Origin of the sequence: Pseudidiomarina woesei, assembly GCF_001418345.1 — a bacterium.
Taxonomy (GTDB): Bacteria; Pseudomonadota; Gammaproteobacteria; order Enterobacterales; family Alteromonadaceae; genus Pseudidiomarina; species Pseudidiomarina woesei.
In genome coordinates this window covers 58213-84672 of record NZ_LIPW01000008.1, presented here as the reverse complement: position 1 = coordinate 84672, position 26460 = coordinate 58213, and the positions used below count along the sequence as shown (strand labels likewise).

Below are 26460 nucleotides of genomic sequence, written 5' to 3'. Positions count from 1 at the left end.
CTTGTCCATGAAATTTGCGGCAAAACTGTCAATAGAAGATAGGTCGTTCAGCTTGAGTAACAGAAAAATCAAGGATGCGCATGAGGCATTTACAAAAGGTAATCATTTATCTAAATATTTAAATAAAAGTGATGATAGATTAATGGTTTCCGTAATTAAAACAAGACAAGTGTTGACATTGGTTTTTATTATATCGTTCTTCCTTTGATTCTTTGATTCTTTGATTCTTTGATTCTTTGATTCTTTGATTCTTTGATTCTTTGATTCTTTGATTCTTTGGTTCTTTGATTCTTTGGTTCAATTGATGAATTTAGGGTGCGTACTCAGGGTAATATCGCGAACGTTTTTTTAGCAATATTATGTTCGGTTTGACGATCTGTATCGGTAGTGTTCAGAATTCTGTGTCATTTCACTAAGCTAGCATAAGAGAGATGACACGTGACTAGGCCGGGCTTCGGCAAGATGGCGTTCAACATATTATGCCAACCAGTTTTAACAACTTATGAGTTGTCGTCGTTAGCGGCGCCGGCAGCTTAACCGAATACCGTTACACCGTGGCGGATGACGTGGTCATCGTGCAGCGCGAAAGCGCAAGCACAAGCACGGAAGCCACGTACTTGCTCTTTAAAGACCACCTCGGCTCGGTGTTTACCACCTTAGCCACCACGGGCGAGATAATCAGCCAGCAGCTATTTAGCGCCTTTGGTCAAACCCGAACCATTTACACTGCAGGCGGTGTTGCACTTGGCAGCATGTTGCCGCCAACCGAGCAAGGCTTTACCGAGCATCGGCAGATGGATGCCTTGGGCATTGTGCACATGAAAGGGCGCATTTACGACCCCACCCTCGGGCGCTTTTTACAGGCCGACCCGTTTGTGCAAGCGCCCAAGAACAGCCAAAACTACAACCGCTATAGCTATGTGCTGAAGAACCCCATGAGCTATACCGACCCGAGTGGGTATTTTTTCAAAGCGCTATTCGACGGAATAAAAAAATACTGGCGACAGATCGTTTCCATAGCGGTTATGTTTATACCAGGTATAAATGTGATAGCAGCAGGGTTTATTTCTGGGTATATCGCTACGGGAAGTCTAAAAGGTGCAATTATTGGAGCATTTACAGCAGGTATGGCAGGTCCTGCAAACACCTTAGGCGGATTTATAACCAATGGAGTCGTTGGTGGTCTTGCTAGCAAAGCTATGGGGGGTAAGTTTGGACATGGCTTCTGGTCTGCCGGTATTGGCGCATCACTGAGTGGAAGTATTAACGGTATTAAATCAGCATTTGGTCGAGTTTTTGCCAGTGCGGTTGTTGGCGGCACAATATCTAAGATTACAGGTGGTAAGTTCGCTAATGGAGCATTTGGCGCTGCTTTTGCGAGAACGTTAGGAGAAGCTCGTGCTGGAAAGTTAGGTAGCTCAAAATCAGGGGCTAGCGATGACAATACGTTTGCAAATAGTAACCGTGAAGCATTGGATGCCGAACTTGCAGATCTAAATGTTAAAGCCAAGGAACATGGATTATTTACAGGCAAAAATGGTGAACTTGATGCTGCTAAGTGGTTAAATGAAAATGGAGGTCACTTACAAGACAAGTACGGGGCTGAAATCGGCGCGAATATTTATGAAAATCACGGTGGGCATAGTATTGGCAAAATAGTCACTAGCTACCATAGTAACTTTGTTGACTTATCTGACTCACTAAATATGTTTCCTCATAAGTTTGGTCAGGTAGCTGATTGGCATACACATTCTAATGGAAGTCATTATGCCTCATGGGGACAACATAGAGATAGCCATAAGTCATATTACAGAGCGTATGTTAGTTCGGTTTCTAGTGGAGCTACTAGTATGAGCTTGTATAATCCGGCAACTGCTCGTTCTACATGGCCTATCACTAGACAGTCGTATGAATCAGCGTTAACTTGTGTTGTAGGGAGCTGCTAATGTTTAAAATAATTATTATTTCAGTGTTAATATTATGTAGCTCTGTTGTTTTAGCGGATACCAAAGATAGTATGCTATATGCAACTTTTGCTGAAATATCTATTTTTCCTGATAAATTTGACAGGAAAAAGGTTGCTTTATATGGGTATCTCAAAAACCAAAATGGTGAACTACATCTATGTGAATCAATGGAAGTTTGTTTTACTGAGAGTAAAAACAGGTTTGTTGTAGTTGGCACTACTACTGAAAAAACTGAACTAAAAGAGTATTTGAATTGTCATGTAGAATTTTTCGGTGAATTTTTTAAAGTCGATAAAAGCTTTGCATACGACAATAGGACTATATTAGGAAGGTTGAAGAGTTATCGGTCACCTAACTTATCAATAAATAGTGGCTATTTAACCATTAACAAGCGGTGCGATATTTATAATAAGTACACAGAAAAAAATGGTGATATAGGAGTATTAAATTAAGCCGCCTTGGCAGCAGTCTAAGCCAAGCAATAGAAAGGGTAGTGTTCAGAATTCTGTGTCATTTCACAAAGCTAGCATAAGAAAGATGATACGTGACTAGGCCAGGCTTCGGCAAGATGGCGTTCAACGAGTTGTCGTCGTTAGCGGCGGCGCCGGCAGCTTAACCGAGTACCGCTACACCGTGGCGGATGACGTGGTCATCGTGCAGCGCGAAAGCGCAAGCACAACAAGTGAAGCCACGTATTTGCTCTTTAAAGACCATTTGGGCTCGGTGTTTACCACCTTAGCCACCACTGGCGAGATAATCAGCCAGCAGCTATTTAGCGCCTTTGGTCATGGCCTTGTTACTTCATGTTCAGTAAGTTCAATGGTCGGTGCTGGGTGCTCTCGATGCGCCAGTTGCGAAGCGAAAACCAATTGAATACCGTTAGCGCTAAGTTCAGGTAGCTTAGCCTGTAGAAACTCATATGTGGTTCTATGCGGGTGAGCAATGGCGATGGCTTCCCCATTTTTCTTTGCATGTTTGAGTAGGTCATTCCAACGAGCGGATATTTCGCTCAGGCGTGGATCATTGTCAAGAAACACATGGCGTCGAGCCACGGGTAGGCCGAAATTTTTTGCTACCTGTTCTGCCTGGGTTGCAGCGGTTGTGCGGCTGTCGAGAAAATAGAAATTGCGCAGTGCCAGCTGCTCCATCACCCACTGCATGGGCTCAACCAGCGAAGTAAGCCGACTGCCCATGTGGTTATTCATGCCAACAGCTTGTGGTAAGTGCATGAAGGCTTGTTCCATCAGCATGATAAATTCAGCTTTGTTGTCTTCGCTGCGAAGCATGCCTAGGCCTGCATCGATGTTATTGCCGGGTTGCATAGGCATGTGAATAATGACTTCTTTGCCGGTTTTCTGTGCTGCTTGTGCAATACGCTCAGCATAAGGAGTATGTGGCAGCAGCGCTAGGGTCAGCGCACCAGGAAGCTCTGCAAAATTTTGCTGAAAACGACTGTTACCTAGGTCATCGATAACAATGGCAATTTTTATCGGCGCAGAGTTATCGGTAGCAGCTACGTCGGCTTCTTCCACGGCTTCGCCGTTGGCGCAAAACGCCATAATGAAAACCATGAAACCACCGAAAAATCGTTGCATTAACGACACCATTGAACTGGGTTGACTGCGTCACCTTTAACGCGAATTTCGAAATATACCGCAGGTTCTTCTCGACCGCCACTCTGACCAACAAGTGCAATGGTTTCGTTGGCGCGCACAATGTCGCCTACGGCCGGTAGTATCGTCTGGTTGTGGCCGTAAAGGCTCATGTAGCCATCTCCGTGGTCAAGTACAATCAGCAAACCGTATCCGCGTAGCCAATTGGCATATAGAACGCGGCCATCGGCAATGGCGCGCACTGGCTCGCCATCAACGGCGTCGATGACAATGCCTTTCCAAGTTACCCCGCCGCTGCGCGCGCGACCAAACACACGTTGTACTTTACCTGCTGCGGGCCAGCTTAGCTTGCCCTTTAATGCAGATAAGCCCTCTAGCCGGGGCTCGTCACGCAACGCAGATCGAATGGCTGCCAATACTTGCTCGAGCGCTTCTTGATCTTGCTTCAGCTCAGCAATACGTTTTTGATCGACTGACTGTTCACGGTTCAATCGTTTTATAAGCTGTTTTTGTTCGTCTTGTTGAGCTTTCAACACGCCTTGTTGTTGGCGTTGTTGTTGCTTGCGGCGCTCTAGCTCTTCTTGCTGAGTCAATACGTCGCTACGAACTTGCTGTAGCTGTTGCTGAGTTTTAGTAATCGCGTCCATTTCCGCTAAACGTGCGCGGTTGAAGTACCCATAGTAGCCCAGTACACGCTCAAATTTACTTGGCTCTTGCTGTTGCAATATAAGCCGTAAGTAGTCGTGTTCGCCCACGCGGTAGGCTGTATCCAGTTGTTTTTCTAGAAGCTTGCGCTGTTGGCTGAGCTGCCGTTCGAGTGCTTGCGCTTGGCTTTGCAAGTCGTTGATGCGACCTTGCGCATCATTGAGTTGCTTTTGGGTGCGATTAAGCTCACTGGCAACCGTCGCCATTTGCTGTTCAAGTTGCTTCAATTCGCGCTCAGTTAATGAGAGCTGTTCAGCGCGCTGGCCAATGGCCGCTTCGCGGCGTTTCAGTTCAGCCGCAATTTGTTCAAGCTGTGCCTCTGTTTTGGCTTGCTCTTCCGCACTTGCTTGCTGCGCCGCTGCATGCAGCGGCGCTATAAGCATTATAAAAACAACCAGCCATCGCATCACGAGGTTAATGTCACAATCGGTTTGCCGGTCATTTCTGGCGGCTGCTCAAGGCCCAACAGGTGCAGCATGGTTGGCGCTACGTCAGATAACGTACCGCCCTCGCGTGCGACAGCTTGTCGACCCACATAAATAAACGGCACTAATTCGCTGGTATGCGCTGTATGCGACTGCCCGGTACTATGGTCTTGCATTTGCTCGGCATTACCGTGGTCGGCAGTGATTAAACATTCGCCGCCAACTTTTTCTAAAGCAGCCACAACGCGAGCAATAGACCGATCAACAGCTTCGACGGCTTTAACGGCAGCATCAAAGTTGCCCGTATGGCCCACCATGTCGCCATTTGGGTAATTACAAATAATGACATCAAACTCGCGGTTCTCTATTGCACTAACCAAGGCGTCGGTGAGTTGCTCTGAGCTCATTTCGGGTTGTAAATCGTAGGTGGCGACGTTTGGCGATGGAATTAAAACACGCTTTTCGCCGTCAAATTCTTGTTCGCGACCGCCGCTAAAGAAAAAGGTCACGTGGGCGTATTTTTCGGTTTCAGAAATACGTAGTTGCGTATATTGCTGTTTCGCAAGCCATTCGCCCAATACATTGTTTAGGCTTTCAGGCGGATAAGCAATGGGCCCTTGTAAATTCGCTTCGTACTCGGTCAGCATGACAAAGCGCGCAAGGTTTGGTACCTGACCTCGCTCAAAGCCACTAAACTCAGTGTCTAAAAAGGCATGGCTAAGCTCGCGTGCTCGGTCGGCGCGAAAGTTCATGAAAAACACACTATCGCCATTTTGAATTGGGGCTGGCTCGGCAATAATGGTTGGCTTCACAAACTCGTCACTCTCATCGCGCTCGTAGGCGTCGGCTAAAGCAATGAGCGCATTATCGGCAGTGAATGCACCTTGACCATGCACAAGTGCCTGCCAGGCTTGTTGCACGCGGTCCCAGCGCTTGTCGCGGTCCATGGCAAAATAGCGGCCACAAAGTGTGGCAAAACGGCCGCGTCCAAGCTGCGCGAAGTGTTTATCAAAACGTTCAATGGTGGCTTTCGCAGAGCGTGGTGGGGTATCGCGGCCATCCAGAAAACCGTGAACGTAGATTTTTTCAGCTCCGCGTTGCACCGCCAATTCGACCATGGCTAACATGTGATCTTCGTGGCTATGCACGCCACCGGGCGATAACAACCCCATAATATGAATCGCTTTACCGTGCTGAATCGCTGCGTCAACGCCTTCGGTTAATACAGGGTTACTGAAGAAATCACCATCGGCGATGGCTTTGCTAATACGGGTGAAGTCTTGGTACACCACGCGGCCCGCGCCTAAATTCACATGACCTACTTCGGAATTTCCCATTTGCCCATCGGGTAGGCCGACGGCCATACCCGAACCGTCAATGAGTGTGTGCGGGCATGATTGCCACAATTTATCCATTGTCGGCGTATTCGCCGCAGCAATTGCATTATCGGCGGCCGCCTCGCGGTGGCCCCAGCCATCTAAAATTAATAAGGCAAGTGGTGTGTTTGGCTTTGCCATGACATCCCCAATGGTTTAGTAGTGATTTCAAAAAATTGGGTTTATTTTATGCGATTTTTGCTTTGTGCGCATCCTTTGTCGGCGGCAATGAACTGTCGCAATTGAGCAAATTTTACTGGCAACCACAATTGCAGTCGGTATACTCTGTGGCTGTTTTTTTTCAATTGGAGCCATCAATCTCATGGATCAACTTCTCGCTTTCGCAATGGACCACTATTTTATGAGTTTATTGTGGGTGATTCTGCTGATTGCGATCATCGTCAGTTACATTAAAGGCGCAACGTCAAAAGTGAAACTACTTGAGCCGCAGCAAGCAACGTTGTTAGTGAACCGCAATGACGGTGTGTATGTTGATATTCGTTCAGTAGACGAATACCGTAAAGGTCACATTCAAGACTCGATTCATTTAACGGCCGAGAAGATTCGAAAAAATGAGGTGCAAGCTCTTGAGAAATTCAAAACTGCCCCCATCGTGGTTGTATGTGCAACAGGAATGACTGCGCGCTCGGCCGCAGCCGCTCTTAGCAAATCAGGCTTTGAACATGTTGCCGTACTGCAGGGTGGAATTTCTGCTTGGCAGGGCGCCAGTTTTCCACTGGTTAAGAAATAATTTTAATCTCTCGTAATAGGACGTATAAAAATGGCTGACGAACAGCAAGTAAATGGTGCAGACCAACAAGCGCAACAACAAGCATTCCAAATTCAACGTATTTATGCGAAAGACGTGTCTTTCGAAGCGCCAAATGCGCCGCAGATTTTCCGTAAAGAGTGGACGCCAGAGTTAAACTTAGACATGAACGTAAAAAACACCAAAATTGAAGACGGTGTTTACGAAGTGGTTCTTAAAATCACCGCAACCAACAAAGTTGGTGACGACGTTGCGTTTTTGGCTGAAGTTCATCAGGCAGGTATTTTCACTATTTCTGATGCAATTGAAGACGGCCAGCGCGCGCATTTGCTTGGCGCATTCTGCCCGAACATTTTGTTCCCATACGCGCGTGAGTGTTTGTCTAACTTAGTTAGCCGTGCAACGTTCCCACAATTGAACCTAGCGCCAGTTAACTTTGACGCCGTATTTGCACAGCACGTGCAACAACAACAGCAACAAGCACAGCAAGCCGCTGAGCAAAAAGCTGACGCATAATAGCTACTAAATATGCGTAATTCGCAAGTTACAGTGCTAGGCGCTGGTTCGTATGGAACCGCCCTAGCGCTTTGCTTTGCCCGCAAGGGCACCCATACCTGTTTGTGGGGGCGCGATGCTGAGCAAGTAGAAAGCATGGCCAAAACCCGCGAAAACACCCGTTACCTACCCGGCATTCAACTTCCAGACACTTTACATGTTACGGCTGACTTAGCTGAAGCTGTGGCCGACAGTAAAAACATTGTGGTGGTGGTGCCAAGTAGCGCCTTTGCACAAGTGTTGCGTGACATGAAGCCTCATTTGCGCGCTGACGCACGAATTGCTTGGGCAACGAAAGGGCTAGAGCCTGAAACAGGGCGTCTATTATTTGAAGTTGCCGAAGAAATATTGGGCACAGACCATGCCCTTGCGGTGTTGTCAGGCCCAACGTTTGCCATGGAAATGGCGAAAGGCTTGCCAACGGCTATTTCAATGTCGTCAACCGACCCCAAATTTGTCGGAGAGCTTTCAGAACTGCTGCATTGCGATCGCAGTTTCCGGGTTTACACAAACGACGACTTTATTGGCGTGCAATTAGGTGGTGCGGTCAAAAATGTGATTGCCATTGGCGCAGGCATGGCCGACGGCGTAGGTTTTGGTGCTAACGCGCGTACTGCGTTAATAACCCGTGGCTTGGCCGAGCTTACCCGTTTGGGGCTGAAACTGGGCGCGAAGCCGGAAACCTTTACGGGTATGGCAGGCTTGGGTGACTTAATTCTTACTTGCACCGATAACCAGTCGCGTAATCGGCGTTTTGGCTTAGCTTTAGGCCAAGGCAAGTCGGTAGAGCAAGCCATGAAAGAAATTGGCCAAGCGGTTGAAGGCTATCGTAATACTCGTGAGGTGGTCACCCTAGCGAAACGTCATGGTGTTGAAATGCCCATTTGCGAGCAGCTTTACGACGTTTTATACGGCGACACCACGCCTCAACAAGCGGCAATTAACTTGTTGAGCCGGGCCCGCACGTCTGAATAATTAGCTTAATAGTTGCTGGGCAATGGCTTGCCATTGCTCGTCAAAATGCTCCGTTGGTGCGCGTTTAAACTCAGAGCGAACAAACTGGGCGATTTTGCCTTCCGCGTAAGCCATAACCAGGTTTGCAAGCGTGCCTTCATCAAAGCCTCCACGTACTTGTTCGCGTAATCGACGCTCACGTAACACTTGCTTGATATTAGCTTCTACTTTTTCAAAAATGCCAAGCACACGCGTGCGCAAACGGTCATGTTCACCAAGCAGCGCATCGCCGGTAAGTATGCGTGTAATACCCGGGTTACGTTCGACAAATGTGAGCACCAAGCGCACAATAAGCTCGCAACGTGCAACCGTGTCTTTTTCATTCTCAGTGATTTGATTTATGCGTGACAAAATTGCGTCTTCGGTAAAATCAATTAACCCTTCGAACATTTTTGCTTTTGACGCAAAGTGTCGGTACAGAGCAGCTTCAGAGACGCCCACCTCTGCTGCAAGTCGAGCAGTGGTAATACGTTGGCCTGGGTTCGTTTCAAGCATTGCAGCTAGCGCTGCCAAAATATCTTGCTTTCTGTTTTGTTTCGCAGCCACGCAAAACTCCTTTTAGTAGTTATTTTTAATTTGTGCAGCGTGTCGCAGAATTTGCTCTGCAATGGTTTGTTTAGCAGCGCGTGCTAACTGTGTTTGCTGAATTTCTCCGGCGTTATCGCGCCATAATAACGTCATCGCGTTGTCATCGCTGTTAAAACCAATGTCACTGTTGCTAACATCATTAGCGGCAATCATGGCTAAATGCTTACGCTCAAGTTTACCGCGAGCGTAATTTACAACGTCATGAGTTTCCGCAGCGAAACCAATGGTAAAAGGCGGATTATCACGCGCTGCAACCTTGGCTAAAATATCTGGGTTTTTCACCAACTCAATGTGCATGGTATCTTGGCTTTTTTTAATTTTTTGCGTTACCGCAATTTCAGGGCGGTAATCGGCAACAGCCGCACAGCCAATAAAAATGTCGGCGTCGGCAATAACTTCATCTACTGCATTAGCCATGTCATTTGCACTCACTACATCCACGCGTTTTACACCAGCAGGTGTTGTTAGCTGACAGGGGCCAGCAATCAATGTCACCTGAGCGCCAAGTTGTTGTGCTGCTGCAGCAAGTGCGAAGCCCATCCGCCCAGAACTGTGGTTACTCAGATAGCGAACAGGGTCAATAGCTTCGCGCGTTGGCCCAGCTGTAATGACAATGTGTTGCCCCGCGAACAGTGCTTCACTGGGTTGTAACAGCTGTACAATGAACTCGCGTAAAGCTAATGGCTCTGGCATGCGGCCAGCGCCAATATCACCACAGGCTTGTTCGCCACTAGCGGGGGGGACTATAGTCACGCCATGTTGCGCTAAGCGCTGACAGTTACTTTGCACGAGCGAGTTTGCCCACATTTGCTGATTCATAGCAGGTGCGATAGCAATAGGAGCTGACGTCGCAAGACAGAGGGTACTCAATAGGTCACTTGCGTGGCCGTGAGCGAGTTGAGCGATGGTGTTAGCTGATGCTGGTGCGATAAATACGAGATCGGCCCACTTAGCTAGCTCAATGTGCCCCATTGCAGCCTCTGCAGCCGGATCAAGTAGATCGGTTGCTACCGCATTGCCAGACACCGCTTGTAATGTTAGCGGGGTAATAAAAGCTTGGCCGCCTTGGGTCATGACACAGCGCACTTCAGCGCCATAATCTTTAAGGCGCCGAACTAGCTCAGGAATCTTATAAGCAGCGATACCACCGCTAATACCAACTAGAATACGTTTATCAGCAAGGGTTGCCATAGTAAATATCCATATGTTTTGGGAGTGTTACCCACCTGATTTGTCGCGAACTTCAAATTTACCACAACCTCACTTTGTTAGCGATAACACAAAATGTTACAAACAATGGGTTTGCATTTTCGGTAAGAAAATTTAAAATTAGTATTCAAATTTTTAACAATTCGGTTGGGTATTTATGAAACAAGTAAAATTAGTTGTTGGTGGTGCGTTGGCTCTTTTATTGGCTGCATGCAATTCGACAGGCTCAGGTTCTACCACAAGTGCTAACTATATCTTAAATGAAGAGGGCGAGATCACGCATATTTGCCGTAATGAAACTAAAGTCGGCACTAACTTCAAAGAGCGTGTATGCCGTACGGTAGCTGAAATGGAAGAAATGGGTGAAAAAGCACGTCAAGATGTTGAGCGTGCACAGCGTAGCCACATGGACTCACGCAACTTCTAATTCAGAGTAAGCTTTGCCATTCGATGTGTACTCACTTAGGAGAATGGAATGGCAAAGTTAAAGGAATGGCCAGAAACTGAGCGTCCGCGCGAAAAAATGGCGGAGCTTGGTGTTGGCACGCTCACGGATTCAGAGCTTCTCGCGATTTTACTGGGTACCGGCATTCGCGGTAAAGATGTTGTTACTTATTCGCGTGACCTACTGAGTACCTTCGATGGTATCGGTGGTATGTTGGCAGCCCCAGCCGCAGAGTTACTAAAACAACCTGGGCTTGGGCCTGCTCGCGTGATGCAACTGCAGGTTGTCATGGAAATATCTCGGCGTTATCTTGCCTGGCAATTGCGGCGCGACGATGGTTTTACCCAACCTGCTATGGTGAAAGACTACTTAACCGCGCAGTTGCGTCATCAACAGCGCGAAATTTTCGTCGTTCTATTATTAGACAGCCAGCACCGATTATTAAAGTACGTTGAATTATTTCAAGGCACTATTAATGCAGCGCCGGTATATCCCCGTGAAATTATAAAACTAGTCATGCAGCACAACGCCGCCGCTGTTATTTTAGCGCATAATCATCCGTCGGGAGTCGCTGAGCCAAGCCAAGCTGACCAACGGGTAACCGAGCGATTAAAGCGAGCCCTAACAATGATCGATGTTGCTCTGCTTGATCACTTTGTTATTGGTGCAGGCTCGCCAGTTTCATTTGCCGAGCGAGGGCTTCTGTAGTAAAGTAGCGCCGCCGTTTACAGGATCACAATGATCAAAAAATATCAGCGATCACTTGATTGCCGGGCCGATTTGCTGTATAAAATGCGCCCTCGGATTCAAGGCAAGGCCGCGATGGGCGACAGGCGAGCTTGAAGCAATTTTGGAGTAAAAAAACGATGTCACGAGTATGTCAAGTTACAGGAAAGCGTCCGGTTACCGGTAATAACCGTTCACACGCGCGCAATGCGACCAAGCGTCGTTTCCTGCCGAACCTACAATCTCACCGCTTCTGGGTTGAATCAGAAAAGCGTTGGGTGAAGTTGCGTATCTCTACTAAAGGTATGCGTATTGTTGATAAAAATGGTATCGACGCGGTGCTTGCAGAAATGCGCGCTCGCGGCGAGAAAGTGTAAGGAGCTAAACCATGCGCGATAAGATCCGTCTAGTTTCTTCTGCCGGTACTGGTTTCTTTTACACTACCGACAAGAACAAACGCAACATGCCAGAAAAAATGGAAATCAAAAAATACGATCCAGTGGTTCGTAAGCACGTGATTTTCAAAGAAGCTAAAATTAAGTAAGCTTCTTCTGAGCACAAAAAACCCAGTCTTGACTGGGTTTTTTTGTGTCTCAAATTCAGCTGCACTGGTTTAACGGGTTGGGTCAACCACCCCATTTACACTTGTATTATGCCGATACCAGCCGGTAATGCTGAATCGGTCACGTTGACCAGCCAGTACTTCGTGCACAAATACGTCACTTAAAAACACCACAAGTTTTCCCGCTTCCGGTAGTACTTGCTCAAGTACTTCACCACGCTCGCCGTAAATGACAAGTTGCCCACCGTCGGCTTCTTGCCAATCGGGATTTAAATAAAACACGGTGGTTAAGATACGGTTGCTGCGACCTTTGAACGCATCAAGATGTTTCCGATAAAAGGCCCCAGGCGGATAATGCGCTAAGTGGCATTCATAATCGAAAAGCCCCATGAATAATTCGCGATTAACTTGTAAGCGTAAATTTTCCATCATGTCTAAATAAGCTTTCTCGGGCGTCACTTGCGCATTCAACCAACGGATCTTATCTTGGCGCACAGCCGTATTCGTGGTGTATTGATCGGCGCGACCAATACCTGCTTGCTGCCAATCTGCAGCGGTTAGCTGCTGCGCATAAACAAACAGCTGTTGGCAGTATTCGAGCGCTAAGAAATTTGGCACAATAACGTAGCCGTAGGCGGCCAGTTGATCAAAATCAATCGCCGAGGTTTTAAAGACGGATTGATCAATCTCCGGTGCTGTTATTGTCATGAAGTGCATACTCCCAAGTTTGGTCGCGCGAATATAGAGTAGCTTGCCAACAAAAACAAGCATCATGCTATGGACTATTTATGCCAGAATTACCTGAAGTTGAAGTAAGTCGGCGAGGTATTGCGCCGCATTTAGAAAATCAACAAATCGCCGATGTAGTGGTGCGTGATAGACGCTTACGCTGGCCGATACCTGAAGCTGTTTCGACGGTGGTCGGAGCAACCATTACGCGCGTTGAGCGCCGTGCAAAATACCTAATAATTCACACCACACAAGGTTATTTAATCGTTCATTTAGGCATGTCGGGCGCGCTGCGCGTCGTTCCAACAGACACTTTGGTTGTGAAGCATGATCACATTGATCTGGTGTTAACGTCGGGCTGGTGTTTACGTTTTAATGATCCACGTCGTTTTGGTTGTTGGTTATATAGCAAACAGCACCCAGCCGTAAGTCACCCTCTACTAGCTAAACTTGGGCCTGAACCCCTTACGGATACGTTTAATGTTGAACATTTATATAGCGTGTCACGTGGTAAGCAGCAAGCGATTAAAACGTTTATTATGGACAACCATGTGGTTGTTGGGGTGGGCAATATATATGCGAACGAATCGCTTTTTAAAGCTGGTATTAATCCGAAACGGGCGGCAGGTAAAATTAGTCGAGCCCGATATGAGCGTCTCGTCCCAATTATTAAAGAAACTTTGGCGAAAGCTATAGAGCAGGGCGGTACGACCTTACAAGATTTTACTCAAGCCGACGGCCAACCTGGTTACTTCAAACAAGAACTGATGGTCTATGGTCGTGGCGGTAAGCTTTGCATGCAATGTGGCGAACGTTTAAAAGAAATTCGTCTTGGTCAACGCAGTACTGTTTACTGTACTCAATGTCAGCGTTAGTAGGGGTGTTTGTCAAGCGAACTTGGCAACGTCGCGTCACTTAAATCTGGTTATTAACTTGCTGTAAAAATGGCTTCAACGCAGCAATAAAACCAGCAGCGTCACTAATAAAAGGCGCGTGGCTGCAGTGAGGTGCAATTACCGGTTGCTGTGTTGTGAGTTTGGCAGGTAGCAGCTGTGTTACTTGCTCAGCAACAGCCACAGGTACTAATGCATCAAGTCTGCCGTATATACGTAGTAACGGCACCTGTAGGTTCTTCAGCTGTTGTCGTAAATCGACTGTGGCTAGCATATCTAAACCGGCATCAAGCACCTCAACCGAAGCCATGGGCTTGGCAAATAACCACTCTTTAATTTGTTTGACGTCGTCACGGGCGTGTGGAGAGCCTAAAGACTGCAATGCCAAAAAGCGCTCAACCGTGCGTTTAAAGTCTTTGCTAAGCTGTTTCGCGAACGTGTTGAGTATATGAGGTTCAATACCGGGCCAGCTGTCTTCTTGCGCCGGGAAGTAAGGTGATGAAGCCACTGTGGTGAGGCTGTGAAATCGCTCGGGGTGGCTTAGCGCCAATTGGGTAGCCACAAGGCCCCCTAGTGACCAGCCAATCAGGTGACACTTTTCAGGTAGTGCTTCAAGCGTCAGTCGGCATAAATTCTCAAACGACAATTCGCAGTTATCTGGCCATTGTGAGTCACCATAACCTGGTAAGTCGAGGCGATGTAACCGTCCCTCGCGGGCTAAAGGTTCCACCACGGGTGTCCAGATGTTGGCATTCAGCCCCCAGCCATGGAGTACAACAATATCCGTTCCTGTGCCCCTGACGGCACGCCAAACTGAAGCTACCATTACATGTTCTCTACCACTGCGAAAGGAAGCGTCTATGTTAGGGTATTGCTGGCTATGTGATCAATCGTTACGTGTTGCTGAAGTAACTGGGTTTTGCCAAGTATGCTTGCGTGACTTACCCAGGTTGCCACCTTCTTGCGTGCGTTGGCGCTGTCAAAACCCAGAACGAGCCGCTGGGCGTCACTGGTTTTCGGCTTTTAGTTGGCAACCGGATATTCAGCATCTTATTCATCGTTTCAAATTTCAACGGTGTCCTGAGTTGGCCAAAATATTGGCGCCATTTTTGGCGGGCCAAGTGCGGCATTGCTACCGAGAACGTCCTCAAGCTTGGCCAGATATGCTGGTGGCCATGCCGATGACTTACAAGCGTTGGTGTCAACGTGGTTACAATCAAGCAGGGTTATTGACGCATGCTTTAGCGCCGGTGGTGCAGTTGCCGGTTGCTGCAGGCTTGCTTCGGCGTTTGCGCGATGATCAAGGCAAACAACATCAGTCTGGGGCAGAGCAGCGCTGGCAGAACATGCACCAAAGCATGTATTGCACACGCAATGTTGCAGGGCTAAAGCTTGCGGTTATTGACGATGTATTAACCACTGGTGCATCAGCGTCGGCAGCTGCCAATGCACTGATGCGCCGTGGAGCAAGTGCGGTTGATGTGTGGACTCTTGCTTATGCCGAGCCACATCAACCGCGAGACGCTGACTAATGCGCGTGAGCGGCCTCAGCAGCTTCGGCTGCTGCGGCTTCTACGTTTTCTTCGTCACTGAGTGTTGGACGTACTTCAGGCGCCAGGAAAATAGCGTTGCTCAAAAGCTTAGCGCTGCCCCAGAAGAATGCTCGGAAGTTAACATCGTCAGCAAATGCAATAACCCGACCGCGGCCTTTACGGTGCGCCATGATTGCCGCTTTATCGGCCAACGTTTGTTGGTTAGGCTTGGCGGTAAAACCAGCCAACAGAGGCGCCTTTTCGCTGTAGCGAGCAACGGTTACAAATGGCTGCTCAGGCACGACCATGGCGTTGAGGCTATCTTTGAACACCGGCAGTGTATTACGTGGGAAGCCAAATGTTAGCGGGTGCGTAGTGTCTAGCTGCAGTTCGAAAATCGCACCTGCTAAACGACGCTCGCCGTAATAGTCATCCATGTCGCCGTAGTTAAGCTCTTGCCGTTCAAACGCGTCGCGGAACGTTTTGGTATCAACAAACTTAGCGGCCAAAATGTTTTGCTCGCTGAGCCATTTTGCGCCACCTTGTTGACCAATAATAACACCGCCATTGTTTACCCAATCACGTAGCCGCTCTGCGCTATGCTTGTTCAGTTTGGAATAACGGCCATCGACCATCAAAATATGCGTGTAACGGGTTAAATCAACCTGGTTTAAACGATCTGTGTCGACCATAGATACCGGCAAACCAACGTGGCGGTCAAGGTAGTACCAAGCTTCACCAGCTTCGTACATATTGGCATCAGTACCCACGACCATCATCACACTTACAGGTTTAACTGGCGCTAAATTACGGCTGCCTAAGTCCATACCTTTAGGTGTTAACCCTGAGCTAATAGCATGTACTTTTAATTGATTGTCGCGGGCTATTTCTGCAAGCTTCGCTTGTACCTGTTGCCAGTCTTGGGTTTGGTAAGCGCGTGTGACTACTACGGTGCCTGGCGCTAGCTCAACGTTACCGTTGGCAGTTTTTGCTGTGAACCCCTGATTTGCTTGACGCACATGAATGTCTGCTTGCAGAAGACGCGTTAACGCCCGCGGCGCAAAATAGCCATGCCATTCAAAAGCATAAGCATAAGCGTCTGCTGGAAGTTCGACAGACTGTTGCGCTGGTGCCTGCCATGGTTGTTTTGCAACATCAATACTCCAGCCATCGAACTCACTAAATTGCACATTGAAGGCATGTGGGAAGGTCCAGCCAGAAACATCATAAAAGGTATTGTCTTTAAAACTCTTCTGGTCCATGAATATGGCGCGAATGAGCACATATTGATCTTGTGCCAGCGGAATATAATAGCTACTACCTGGTGAATATTTTATACCGTCAACGTTAACAGACTTGGTTAACGGGTAACTTTTAATACCATGCTGCGCAAGAATACTTAGCATTTCGTTCAAGCGAGCTGGGTCGGTATTATCACCCACAACGTAGCCTTTGAAATCTGCTTTTTTGGCGGCTGCCATCGCGTCATCGTAAAACCGCTGTTGGTAGTCGAGAAACCATTTTTTATTCGCGTGCGCACCGTACATAGTGGTTAACGAAGTGGTGAACTGGTTTTGAATGGTGAACGGAAACTCAACTAAACCGTTAATGGAGTCTTGGGCATGACCGCGGCTTGATGCTTGTTCGAATAAAATGCCGATAGCCCCTTGAACATCCGGATATGTTGAGCCTTTACCCACGTAAAAGTCATCGAACGCTTCTTCAGTAAAATACAAACGGCCTTGTTGATCTAGAGCAGCCGCATGTCCTTCAGCTAAGGTTTGGGTGAGTTTTACGTTTTCTTCAGGGGTATTCGGGTTTTTGCGTGACGGAATACCTGGCTGGAAGAAAAATGTGCTATCTGTGCCCATTTCATGAAAGTCGGTTAGGACGTTTGGTTTCCATTTTTGAAAATTAGCGATGCGGGCGCGTGACTCTGGATGTTGCAACAACAACCAATCACGGTTTAAATCGAACCAGTAATGGTTAACTCGGCCGCGCGGCATAGGCTGTATATGTTCACGATGCTGGGTGTCAGCAACTAGGTTTTGGCTTTTATGCTGGTTTGCCCACTGAGCAAAGCGGGCCAAACCGTCAGGGTTAAAACTTGGATCAAGCAAAATAATACTATCGCGCAATACCGCCTCAATTTTCTCGCCTTCTGCAGCGGCTAAATAATAGGCATATAAAAGTGCTGAATTGCTGCCACTTGGCTCATCGCCGTGAATGCTATACCCCATGTAGAGCACCAATGGTGCGTTGTCGACGTCACCTTTTTGATTTGGATCGGCCAACGCTACATGTTGCTGGCGCAGTGATTCGATATTGCTATGGTTTTGTGGTGAAGTGACTGTCAGCAATACCAACGGACGGCGCTCGTGGGTGTAACCAGTTACTTCAATTTGAAAGCGGTCAGACTTCTCCGCTAGCACTTCCATGTAACGAACAAGTTGCTCAGGACGTACATGCCATTCGCCTACTTCATAACCCAAAACCTCTTTCGGGGTGGGTATATCAGGATTATAACTAACGTCTTTAGGTAGATAGTCATCAAGACTAGTAGCGTGCGCCGTAAGGGACAACACAACGCCCATTAACGCGATAGCAAACTTGCGAAGCATGATTAATTCCTATGTTTCTAGCTAGAATATTGGTCTACCAACCTAGCAAATTCTTTGCCTAAGCCAAAGCCGCTTACTATGCAATGACCAATTTTTGCGATAAGATATACCCTACTAAATTACTCAGGTATAGCAGTGAGGTGGTTAGCCCATGATTCGTATTACAGAAAGTGCACAAGCACATTTTCGCAAATTGCTTGCCGAACAAGCGGATAATACCAATATTCGCGTGTTCGTGGTGAACCCGGGTACGCCTTCAGCTGAGTGCGGGGTGTCTTATTGCCCACCAGATTCGGTTGAAGCCGACGACGAGATTTTGCCATTTAGTGGCTTTGATGCAGTGGTAGACTCAGGTAGTGCGCCGTTTTTAATCGATGCTGTCATCGATTACGAAGAGCAAGATTTAGGTTCACAGTTAACCTTGAAAGCGCCGAACGCGAAAGCTAAAAAAGTTGCTGACGATGCGCCACTTATCGAGCGCGTTGAGTACGTGATTCAGTCAGAAATTAACCCACAACTGGCTAACCATGGCGGTAAAGTTGCGGTGAGCCAAATTACCGACGATGGCATTGCCGTACTGCAGTTTGGTGGCGGTTGTAACGGTTGCAGCATGGTCGATGTCACCTTAAAAGAAGGCATCGAAAAAGAACTTGTACAACGCTTTCCTGGCGAGTTGAATGGCGTGCGAGATGTGACAGAGCATCAACCTGGCGAACATTCGTACTATTAATCTTTACCAAAAATTAATCTTGTATAGAAAGTGGATGTGATCCCATCCACTATTTTCTTTCGTAGTGTGAATTGCCTATACACACAATGAGGAAATAGTCATGAATGGGATCACAAAACTTGGTCTCGCATTGTCAGCAGCAGTATTGCTCGCTGGCTGTGGTAGCGACAATGATACTCCAACAACAGTAGTAACTCCACCACCCCCACCACCCGAATCAACCTTTGTGCGTGTGCATCACTCGGTGGCGGACGCCCCTGATGTCAACGTACTGGTTAATGGCGAAGCAGCGCTTAGCGGCGTGCCCTTTGGGGCCTCTTCGGAGGTGCTTGAGCTAGACGAGGGCACATACAGTGTTCAGGTAGACGGTATTTTAGTCGACGAATCAACCGCTACTGTAATTGGGCCAGCCGATTTACAGTTAGCTGCCAATACACGTTATGAAGTGTTCGCCGTGGGTAAAGTTGGCGATGAAACTATTGCGCCATTAATAATTGATAACCCAGTAAGCGACATTGCTGACGGTAACTTCCGTCTGCAAGTGGTTCACGCAGCACCAGATGCACCTGCGGTAGATATTTATCTAACCGCTGTAGATGCTGATTTAACCGCGGAACAAGCTGCAGCAACCTTAGAATTTCAAGACTTCACGCCGCAGCTAGATGTTCCTGCTGGCGAATATCAAGTTAGAGTTACGGCAGCAGGTGATGCATCAGCGGTGGTATTTGATAGTGGCGCAGCAACTTTTGAGGCGGGCGAAGACTTAGTTATCGCTGCTGTAACTAACACCGGCACAGGGCCGTCACCTATTCAGTTGCAGGTTGCTGATGGTACAGGTGCACAGCTGGTTTCTTCAGTTGACGCCGGCGGTGAGCTACGTATTGTGCATGCCAGCGCGGATGCTCCGGCGGTGGATATCACCGTTAACAATGCGGCTACACCAGCAGTGTCTGGTCTAGCATTCTTGCAAGCCACTGACTTTATTAACCTGCCGGGTGCAGAGTATTTAGTAGATGTTGCGGCGGCTGGAGGCGACCCTGTTGTCATCGATGATGCGGTATTACCTTTGCAAGATAACCAACGCGTTAGCGTTTATGCAGTAGGCTCTTTAGCTGAAGGTACTCTAACCTTGGCTGTCATTGAAGATTGGACACGCCGCATTGCTACCGAAGCGCAGGTGCAGTTGGTGCATGCATCGCCAAGTGCAGGTGCGGTAGATATTTATGTGACAGCAACAGCTGATATTGCCGAAGCAACACCAGCATTTGAAAACGTGCCATTCGACTCTGCAGCTTTGGTGTCTACCGGTTACGTTTCGCTTATGCCTGGCAGTTATGTGATTACCGTAACAGCAACAGGCACAAAAGACGCTGCCATTGGGCCTATCGAGCTACAGCTTGATGGCGCCGGTGTATACACAGCTGTAGCTGTTGATGCCACCGGAGGTGGTTTGCCACCACAACTTATTTTGATGGATGATTTAGCACCAGCAATGTAAGTGAATGCTTTTTTAAATACAGCCATTGGCTAATGCCACGGGCCAGTAAAAACAAACTAAGCGCCAACCATAAACCATGGTTGGCGTTTTCTTTATCAATAAGCCACTGCCCGATAAAAACCGAGGGCATGAATATGCCCAGCGCACTTACAGCCATGGTGTCTCGCATGGCCTGAGTTAAACCTAAACCAATATAAACACCGTCAAAATAGTAGCTCCAATGGCCGACTAACGGTAGAACCACCAGCCAGGGTAAATACACGAGAGCTGTGTTAATGACATCGGGCAAGTCGGTTAATAGGCGAATAATAAACTCGCCGGCCAGCAAAAAAACTAAGCAATAAGCAACAGAAAAAATCAGCGACCAGAACAAGGTTAACTTCATCCAATAGCGAATTTTTGGGGTGTCGCCACGGCCACGGGCCGCGCCAAGCAATGCTTCGACAGCGTATGCAATGCCGTCTAGACCCAGTGAAATGAGCATTAAAAACTGCATGAGCACAGCGTTAGCCGCAACCACAACAGCACCAAACCGAGCCGCATAACCGGTCATAGTGGCCATACAGAGCTGCAGTAATAACGAACGAATAAAGACGTCTCGGTTCATTTGCGAAAATCGTTTGAAGTAAGCTAAGTCAAACTGCCATTGTTTGACGCCTGTCAGGGTGTCGCGAATAAGCCAGATACCGACTAGCGCCGTACTTACTTCAGCCAATACTGATGCCCAAGCAGCGCCTTTGACGTTAAGGTCTAGCCCTAAAATTAGAATAACGTCAGCAACCACATTCACAGCGTTAGTAAAAATAACGAGCGCCATAGCACGCTGACTTTGTTGGCGGCCGAGTAAAACACCGAGCACGAGTAAGTTAATTAATGCGGCAGGGGCAGCAAACAGCCGAATAGACACATAACTACTTGCTAGCTGCCCCAGTTCGATGCCTGGTTCAATAAGCCACCAGGCAAACTCAATGAGTACTGGTGAAAGTAACCACAACAGGAAACCGAGCCCCAGTGCTATAGCTATGCCATGCAACACCACACGTTGCTGTGCCGAGTGATCATTGGCGCCAAAGGCTGCTGCAATTTCAGCGGTTGTAGTCATGCGTAAGAAAATTGCGAGCAAAAAGATAAAACTAACTGTCATAGCACCAAGAGCAACAGCGCTTAAGTATATCGATTGCGGCAAATGACCAATAATCGCGGTGTCAATTAAGCCCAATAACGGAGCGGCAATATTTGATATAATCATTGGCAATGCGATGGCGAAGATAATGCGATGATCTGCCAACTTGCCAAATTTGAAGGGGAACTTTTTAATGCGATTCATGCTTATTATTCTTGCGTTAGTTAGTTACGGCGCATGGTCGGCACCGAATAGCGTCGCTATTTTGCAATACCATCATATTGGCGATGATACACCGCGCGTTACCTCAGTAACAGCGCAAGAGCTTGAGGCTCACTTTGAATGGCTGAAGGACAACGACTTTGTGGTGATGTCGCTAAGTGAAATTCAACAGCGACTAGCGTCAGGTGAAAGTTTACCTGAATACACCGCCGCAATTACCATTGACGACGGCTGGCGTAATGTTTATCGCAATGGTTTGGCGGTGTTCAAAAAATACCGTTACCCGTTCACGATATTTGTGAACCCAAAACTTATGGCGGAAGCGCCCACCCAGTACATGAGTTGGCAGCAGCTAAAAGAGTTGCAAAAATATGGGGCGAATATTGCGAACCACTCAAACAGTCACTGGCACATGACTTGGCGGAACAACTCAGAGAGTGTTGAAGCGTGGCGCGAGCGGGTGCGCAAAGACGTCGTTGAAGCGCAACAACTCATAGATGAACACCTTGGCGTGCAGGCGAAACATTTTGCTTACCCATATGGTGAATATGACGAAGCACTGCAAGATATTCTTGAGCAAGCCGGATTTATTGCGTTCGCTCAGCATTCGGGACCCTGGTCTGCTACCAGCCCACTCACTGCTATTCCAAGGTTTCCGGCATCTGCCCAATACGCATCAATTGACACGTTAGCGACAAAACTAAAAAGCCTTGCGCTGCCGGTGGTTGATTTCCATCCGCGGCAACCTTTATTGGCTGCAGACAATCATACCCCCGAGTTCGTGGTTGAATTAGCAAACACAGACGACTTTGATAAAAATCAAATGAATTGTTTTGCGGGTGGCCAGGTACTTAAGCCGACATGGCAAACAAATAGTTTCCGCGTAAGCCTAAATAAAGCGTTGCCAATAGGGCGTTCTCGCGTGAATTGTACGGTGCCAAGTAAGTCGCACAATGGGCGTTTTTATTGGTACTCGCAGCCGTTTATTCGTGCTGATCAACAGGGGCGTTGGCCTGATTAATGAAACGTTGGCGCAATGATAGAAAAGTCAGTTGCCAATTGCTCCATGCTTACTGTTGGTATTTCGCCAATGACATGTTCAGCTTTAAATATGGCTTGCCGATGTCCGGCAGGGTTTACTAGCACGATGGCGGCACTGTGGTTAACTAAGTAATCTGTTTCACCCTCTTCAGGAATGGAATACATTAAACCCAAGTCATTTACGAACGGATAAAGTTGCGGATGTTCGGCACGGATGCCAACAAACTCAGCACCAAAAAAACCAGCATAATCACTCACACGTTTTACATTATCGCGTTGTGGGTCAACCGAAATCATCCATACCCTTACTGGCGTGTCAGTGTATTGCTTTAATTTAGGTAGTACTTGGCGTAAATCCGCCATAGTGGTTGGGCAAATATCTGGGCAAAATGTGTAGCCAGTAAAAAGTAGTGTCCATTGTCCTTCAAGGTCGGTATTAGACACCTCGCGGCCTAGAGAGCTTTCAAGTATAAACGGCTGAAGCGTACGAGCAGGCTCGTAAACAAGCGCTTGAGGCTGTGGTTTAGGAAGGTTGTTGTAAATAACAACCCCCGCAACTAACGCAATGAGCGCAACAATGGTAACCAGAAATCGTTGCATTGTGTTTTATCCTAAAGGTAATACAGGGGTGACTAAATAATGATCCGCTAGCAATAATGCAAACAACGCAAATAGTTGCCAAATAGAGAATTTAAACATGTTAAACGCAGTATGCTTAGTCGGGGCAAACTTTAGCTTCCACGCATACCCTAAGAACCAAATGCTTAGAATGCTAGAACCAATCAAGTAAACAATACCTGACATACCAACAATGTAAGGGAGCAAGCAGATAATACCGAGCAAAATGGTGTAAAGAAATATACAGGTTTTGGTAAACTCGATACCATGAGTTACCGGTAACATGGGTATTTCAGCTTTAGCGTAATCTTTGGCGCGATGCACCGCCAGCGCCCAAAAATGTGGTGGCGTCCAAGTAAATACAATCATCACCAACAAAATTGCAAACGGATGTATTTCATTGGTTACAGCGGTCCAGCCTAATAAGGGGGGCGTAGCTCCGGCCAAGCCGCCAATAACAATGTTTTGTGGCGTTGCACGCTTTAAGTACATGGTATAAACCATGGCATAGCCAATAAGGCTGGCGAAGGTTAACCAAGCAGTCAACATATTCACCCAAATAGCCAATACTGCGAACCCCATAACACCAATGACTGCAGCGAAAGTTAGCACTCGCTTCGGAGACAGAGCACCAGATGGTAGCGGCCGACGTAAAGTTCGTGCCATACGCGCATCAATATGGCGGTCAACTAAATGGTTCACGGCAGCGGCAGAGCCGGACATTAAGCCGATACCAATAAGTGCTGGCACCAAAATTTGCCAGGCAATCCAGGTTGGTGATGCTAAACACATGCCAACAAGAGCTGTAACTAATAGTAGTAAGACGACATTTGGCTTAGTCAACGTGAGATAGTCGCGCCAATGAGCTTGTTTTTTGTATGTTTGAGCAAGTGCTTCGTTTGCACTGGCCATATGTGCTGGTTCTGCCATGTTGTTATCCTCGCCTCTTTTGAAGTTTAGGCATTGCGGGCGATTTTATAATTTAATCCGACTAAGCTTAGCAACAATAATGCACCCACTGCATTATGTGCAACGGCAACACTGAGTGGCAGCAGCAATAATACATTGCTAAAACCCAGTGCTACTTGGGCAATTAATAATACGGTTATCCAATTTAAGCTGCTACGAATGACTTTTGAACTAGCCCGGCGATACCCCATCCACAATAAAAGCCCAACGACCAAAATTGTAAAATAAGCGCCAAACCGATGTGCTATATGAATCGTCATGCGTTCTGCATAGTCATGAGCACCGTATTGATAAGTGCTGGCCTCAGGTACTGAAAATGCGCCGGCGACATCAAGACGCTCGGTCCAGTTTCCTTCACAAAATGGCAACTCGGTGCAGGCCATGGCTGCATAGTTAGCAGCGACCCAACCGCCTAAGGCTATTTGGCCGAGTACCACAATCAATGCAAACAGCGCAAACGCAGACAACGACCGAACTTTCGGGTCACCTAACGGAATATGTACGCGTTGCAACCTTAAGCTTAGTAAATAAAGTAGCGATATGGTGCTAAACCCACCTAATAAGTGCCCCATAACCACCAATGGTTGTAAATTCATGGTTACAGTCCACATTCCCAGAGCAGCCTGGAAGGTTACCAGCGCCAGTAAAAACAAGGGAAGCTTTACTGGTTGGTCGCTATGCTGGCGCTTACGCCACAGTGACCAAATAGCGATAGCAAGAATAACCAGACCTAATGTCCCCGCTGCATAGCGGTGAATCATTTCATTCCAGGCTTTATTGCTTTCAAGAGGGCTGTCCGGGAATAATTCCGCAGCCTTGTTTGCGTCTTTGGGTACGGTAAGTTCACCATAACAGCCCGGCCAGTCAGGGCAGCCTAAACCGGCATCAGTAAGGCGTGTGTAAGCCCCTAAAACAATCACCACAAAGGCTAGAACAATACTTAATTTTACGAAGCCACGCATGCTGTTACCCTATCTTCGAGAGCTTTAACAAGGTGCGTAAGTCAGCCAGTAAATTCTTGGCTTCCGCACGCATTTTTTCTTCATCGGCGAACGTTGCATAGTGCAACACAACGTTGCCTAGCGGGTCGATAATCATTAAATGGTGTGCCGGTACAGCATTGATTGCTTGACTAAGGGCGGCGTCAGAGATCGCCGTAATCAACGGAACATTACTTAAGTCTAATGAGCTTGGTTGGGCGCTGATTAACACCGGTGCGACGCGGTCGGTTTCTTTGCCTAAGGCGACGTCAAGTTGGTTCATGGCGTACAAGGCCTGAATACAAGCTGCACCGCATGCACCGTCGTCACGTAGGGCTACACGCCAGCCTTCAGGAAGTAACGCGTTTAGCTCTTTTAGCTCAAGCGGTGGCACCAACATGGTCCCTTTATTAGTTACCGCGCCTTGGTACCAGTTTTGATCGAGTACCAACTTGGCACCAATGACAGGAATTAAAAAAGCTAGCACCACACCAATTAATGTGGCTCGCGATTTTTTTACGTTCGACATGTTCATTCCTCTGTTGTTATTTTTTTGGAACGGCTAGCAAACCAGAACACAAGTAGGCAGGCCAAAGCTAATGAAAACCATTGCCATGCGTATGCGCGGTGCTTTTCTGGTGTCATGACTTGAGGCTGCCACGCGCGTGGCCAGCCTAATTCTTCGTTCTCCGAGAGTAGCACCACATAGGGCTCGATGGGAAGTTGCAGAGTTTGGGCAATAGCTTCGGCATCGAGTTGCTGCACCCGCACCGGGTGTTGATCATTTTCAATCATATACTTACCAGCACCCCAAACAGAACTAAGTTCTGGTTGGTAGAAATAGCCTTGAATTGATAGTGGCTGCTGCGGCATGGTTAACTTTGGCCGTTGGTCGCGACTTGCGCCTAGCGCAACCCAGCCCATATTCACCATAACCACACGCTCTGTGTTCGCTAACTCGGCCTGCAATAACCCAATCACATGGTATCCCACTTCGCCTTCATGAATTTGATTATCCAATAGTAAATAATCATCTTTAAACTGACCACGAATACGAACTTGTGAGAACCGTGGAACCCTTGTGCTTGGCGAATGTAGCTGATTAAGTTCAACCACTTGTTCGCTGCGGTTAGCATAATCTTCGAAAAATAACTGCTTTTGCTCCGCGCGTTCTAGTTGCCAAAAACCAAGCTTGACCAAAAAGCTAATAGCAAGCACAGTGAGTACCGCGCCAATAAGCTTGCTTATACGAATAGATTTACGCATAGCAAACCGGGCTCAACTCAAAACTGTTAAGGTAAATACAGGAAGGTAAAATGGTTACTGCAGCAAAAATCATACTGGTACTACTCATGTTATTTATGGTCGTTAATTTATTTCGCGCATTGTTTGCCATGCTGCGCAACGACCCGACCAAACCCTCAATGACAAAATATCTTGGCCAACGAGTTATGTTCTCGGCGATAGCCATTGTGGTGATCGTAATTTTACTGGCGACCGGACTACTGACGCCGAATCCGCGACCGTACTAAGTGTTAAAGCTTAGTACG

Annotated in this window: 30 protein-coding genes; 16 read left to right on the top strand and 14 right to left on the bottom strand. The window is 47.5% G+C overall.

Translation table 11 applies throughout. From position 1 onward, the window contains the following. The 3 genes from ASC40_RS11960 to ASC40_RS10515 form a co-directional block, all read left to right on the top strand. Positions 1-208: hypothetical protein (locus ASC40_RS11960; RefSeq protein WP_211256885.1), on the top strand; the 208-nt coding region annotated here is incomplete at its 5' end. A 367-nt stretch (positions 209-575) separates the two neighbouring features. Continuing rightward, positions 576-1946: an RHS repeat domain-containing protein gene (locus ASC40_RS10520; RefSeq protein WP_169782097.1), complete on the top strand. Its 1371-nt coding sequence runs from the start codon at positions 576-578 to the stop codon at positions 1944-1946. Then, the gene (locus ASC40_RS10515; protein WP_055439770.1) at positions 1946-2419 is read left to right on the top strand and encodes a hypothetical protein; all 474 of its coding nucleotides are present in this window, start codon (positions 1946-1948) and stop codon (positions 2417-2419) included. The genes ASC40_RS10520 and ASC40_RS10515 overlap by 1 nt, the downstream gene beginning before the upstream one ends. A 333-nt stretch (positions 2420-2752) precedes the next feature. Here ASC40_RS10515 and ASC40_RS10510 read toward each other — a convergent pair whose 3' ends face one another. From ASC40_RS10510 to gpmI, 3 genes are read right to left on the bottom strand one after another with little or no spacing between them, the layout of a single operon-like run. Further along, a complete protein-coding gene (locus ASC40_RS10510) occupies positions 2753-3562 on the bottom strand; it encodes a divergent polysaccharide deacetylase family protein (RefSeq protein WP_055439769.1) in 810 nt (269 codons plus the stop codon). Continuing rightward, complete coding sequence (locus ASC40_RS10505; RefSeq protein ID WP_169782096.1) at positions 3562-4668, bottom strand: murein hydrolase activator EnvC family protein; 1107 nt, start codon at positions 4666-4668, stop codon at positions 3562-3564. The genes ASC40_RS10510 and ASC40_RS10505 overlap by 1 nt, the downstream gene beginning before the upstream one ends. A 23-nt stretch (positions 4669-4691) precedes the next feature. Next, positions 4692-6227, bottom strand: coding sequence for a 2,3-bisphosphoglycerate-independent phosphoglycerate mutase (gpmI, locus tag ASC40_RS10500; protein WP_055439767.1), 1536 nt, complete (start codon positions 6225-6227; stop codon positions 4692-4694). Positions 6228-6447: 220 nt separating this feature from the next. Between gpmI and ASC40_RS10495 the strand changes: the two genes are divergently transcribed. From ASC40_RS10495 to gpsA, 3 genes are read left to right on the top strand one after another with little or no spacing between them, the layout of a single operon-like run. Continuing rightward, positions 6448-6837: a rhodanese-like domain-containing protein gene (locus ASC40_RS10495; protein ID WP_245622262.1), complete on the top strand. Its 390-nt coding sequence runs from the start codon at positions 6448-6450 to the stop codon at positions 6835-6837. 30 nt (positions 6838-6867) lie between these two features. Beyond that, positions 6868-7371, top strand: a complete 504-nt coding sequence (secB, locus tag ASC40_RS10490; protein WP_055439765.1) for a protein-export chaperone SecB — start codon at positions 6868-6870, stop codon at positions 7369-7371. 12 nt (positions 7372-7383) lie between these two features. Beyond that, the gene (gene gpsA / locus ASC40_RS10485) at positions 7384-8385 is read left to right on the top strand and encodes an NAD(P)H-dependent glycerol-3-phosphate dehydrogenase (RefSeq protein WP_055439764.1); all 1002 of its coding nucleotides are present in this window, start codon (positions 7384-7386) and stop codon (positions 8383-8385) included. On the opposite strand, the gene slmA is transcribed toward gpsA, so the two are convergent. Beyond that, the gene (slmA, locus tag ASC40_RS10480; RefSeq protein ID WP_072243444.1) at positions 8386-8970 is read right to left on the bottom strand and encodes a nucleoid occlusion factor SlmA; all 585 of its coding nucleotides are present in this window, start codon (positions 8968-8970) and stop codon (positions 8386-8388) included. Positions 8971-8982: 12 nt separating this feature from the next. Further along, positions 8983-10203, bottom strand: a complete 1221-nt coding sequence (gene coaBC, locus ASC40_RS10475) for a bifunctional phosphopantothenoylcysteine decarboxylase/phosphopantothenate--cysteine ligase CoaBC (protein WP_055439763.1) — start codon at positions 10201-10203, stop codon at positions 8983-8985. Between the two features lie 175 nt (positions 10204-10378). Between coaBC and ASC40_RS10470 the strand changes: the two genes are divergently transcribed. The 4 genes from ASC40_RS10470 (at position 10379) to rpmG (ending at position 11936) form a co-directional block, all read left to right on the top strand. Beyond that, entirely contained in the window at positions 10379-10648 is a 270-nt protein-coding gene (locus ASC40_RS10470) for a hypothetical protein (RefSeq protein WP_055439762.1), read from the top strand. A 48-nt stretch (positions 10649-10696) separates the two neighbouring features. Further along, positions 10697-11374, top strand: coding sequence for a RadC family protein (gene radC / locus ASC40_RS10465; protein ID WP_055439761.1), 678 nt, complete (start codon positions 10697-10699; stop codon positions 11372-11374). A gap of 158 nt (positions 11375-11532) precedes the next feature. Further along, positions 11533-11769, top strand: coding sequence for a 50S ribosomal protein L28 (rpmB, locus tag ASC40_RS10460; RefSeq protein ID WP_055439760.1), 237 nt, complete (start codon positions 11533-11535; stop codon positions 11767-11769). Between the two features lie 11 nt (positions 11770-11780). After that, a complete protein-coding gene (rpmG, locus tag ASC40_RS10455) occupies positions 11781-11936 on the top strand; it encodes a 50S ribosomal protein L33 (RefSeq protein ID WP_055439759.1) in 156 nt (51 codons plus the stop codon). A gap of 69 nt (positions 11937-12005) precedes the next feature. On the opposite strand, the gene ASC40_RS10450 is transcribed toward rpmG, so the two are convergent. Continuing rightward, positions 12006-12662, bottom strand: a complete 657-nt coding sequence (locus ASC40_RS10450; RefSeq protein ID WP_055439774.1) for a 2OG-Fe(II) oxygenase — start codon at positions 12660-12662, stop codon at positions 12006-12008. 80 nt (positions 12663-12742) lie between these two features. On the opposite strand from ASC40_RS10450, the gene mutM reads away from it, so the two are divergent. Then, positions 12743-13558, top strand: coding sequence for a bifunctional DNA-formamidopyrimidine glycosylase/DNA-(apurinic or apyrimidinic site) lyase (mutM, locus tag ASC40_RS10445; protein WP_055439758.1), 816 nt, complete (start codon positions 12743-12745; stop codon positions 13556-13558). A gap of 40 nt (positions 13559-13598) precedes the next feature. Here mutM and bioH read toward each other — a convergent pair whose 3' ends face one another. Then, positions 13599-14402, bottom strand: coding sequence for a pimeloyl-ACP methyl ester esterase BioH (bioH, locus tag ASC40_RS10440; protein ID WP_055439757.1), 804 nt, complete (start codon positions 14400-14402; stop codon positions 13599-13601). A gap of 34 nt (positions 14403-14436) precedes the next feature. Here bioH and ASC40_RS10435 point away from each other — a divergent pair, with 34 nt between their 5' ends. Next, the gene (locus tag ASC40_RS10435; RefSeq protein ID WP_055439756.1) at positions 14437-15108 is read left to right on the top strand and encodes a ComF family protein; all 672 of its coding nucleotides are present in this window, start codon (positions 14437-14439) and stop codon (positions 15106-15108) included. Here ASC40_RS10435 and ASC40_RS10430 read toward each other — a convergent pair. Next, positions 15105-17729 (bottom strand): M14 family zinc carboxypeptidase, encoded by a 2625-nt coding sequence (locus ASC40_RS10430; RefSeq protein ID WP_055439755.1) that lies wholly within the window; start codon positions 17727-17729, stop codon positions 15105-15107. The genes ASC40_RS10435 and ASC40_RS10430 overlap by 4 nt on opposite strands. A gap of 151 nt (positions 17730-17880) precedes the next feature. Here ASC40_RS10430 and nfuA point away from each other — a divergent pair, with 151 nt between their 5' ends. Then, entirely contained in the window at positions 17881-18459 is a 579-nt protein-coding gene (gene nfuA / locus ASC40_RS10425; protein ID WP_055439754.1) for a Fe-S biogenesis protein NfuA, read from the top strand. A 100-nt stretch (positions 18460-18559) separates the two neighbouring features. After that, on the top strand, positions 18560-19957 hold the full coding sequence (locus ASC40_RS10420) for a DUF4397 domain-containing protein (protein WP_055439753.1): 1398 nt from the start codon (positions 18560-18562) through the stop codon (positions 19955-19957). Here ASC40_RS10420 and ASC40_RS10415 read toward each other — a convergent pair. Then, on the bottom strand, positions 19923-21284 hold the full coding sequence (locus tag ASC40_RS10415) for an MATE family efflux transporter (protein WP_055439752.1): 1362 nt from the start codon (positions 21282-21284) through the stop codon (positions 19923-19925). The two genes, ASC40_RS10420 and ASC40_RS10415, sit on opposite strands and share 35 nt — an antisense overlap. Here ASC40_RS10415 and ASC40_RS10410 point away from each other — a divergent pair. Beyond that, on the top strand, positions 21274-22323 hold the full coding sequence (locus ASC40_RS10410; RefSeq protein ID WP_055439751.1) for a polysaccharide deacetylase family protein: 1050 nt from the start codon (positions 21274-21276) through the stop codon (positions 22321-22323). The two genes, ASC40_RS10415 and ASC40_RS10410, sit on opposite strands and share 11 nt — an antisense overlap. On the opposite strand, the gene ASC40_RS10405 is transcribed toward ASC40_RS10410, so the two are convergent. From ASC40_RS10405 to ASC40_RS10385, 5 genes are read right to left on the bottom strand one after another with little or no spacing between them, the layout of a single operon-like run. Further along, the gene (locus tag ASC40_RS10405) at positions 22320-22943 is read right to left on the bottom strand and encodes an SCO family protein (protein ID WP_055439750.1); all 624 of its coding nucleotides are present in this window, start codon (positions 22941-22943) and stop codon (positions 22320-22322) included. The two genes, ASC40_RS10410 and ASC40_RS10405, sit on opposite strands and share 4 nt — an antisense overlap. A gap of 6 nt (positions 22944-22949) precedes the next feature. Further along, positions 22950-23873 (bottom strand): heme o synthase, encoded by a 924-nt coding sequence (cyoE, locus tag ASC40_RS10400; protein ID WP_055439773.1) that lies wholly within the window; start codon positions 23871-23873, stop codon positions 22950-22952. 44 nt (positions 23874-23917) lie between these two features. Further along, positions 23918-24892: a COX15/CtaA family protein gene (locus tag ASC40_RS10395; protein WP_055439749.1), complete on the bottom strand. Its 975-nt coding sequence runs from the start codon at positions 24890-24892 to the stop codon at positions 23918-23920. A 4-nt stretch (positions 24893-24896) separates the two neighbouring features. Continuing rightward, on the bottom strand, positions 24897-25439 hold the full coding sequence (locus ASC40_RS10390; RefSeq protein WP_055439748.1) for a hypothetical protein: 543 nt from the start codon (positions 25437-25439) through the stop codon (positions 24897-24899). A gap of 2 nt (positions 25440-25441) precedes the next feature. Continuing rightward, a complete protein-coding gene (locus ASC40_RS10385) occupies positions 25442-26176 on the bottom strand; it encodes an SURF1 family protein (RefSeq protein ID WP_055439747.1) in 735 nt (244 codons plus the stop codon). Positions 26177-26226: 50 nt separating this feature from the next. On the opposite strand from ASC40_RS10385, the gene ASC40_RS10380 reads away from it, so the two are divergent. Continuing rightward, entirely contained in the window at positions 26227-26442 is a 216-nt protein-coding gene (locus ASC40_RS10380) for a DUF2909 domain-containing protein (protein WP_055439746.1), read from the top strand. Positions 26443-26460: the final 18 nt, after the last annotated feature.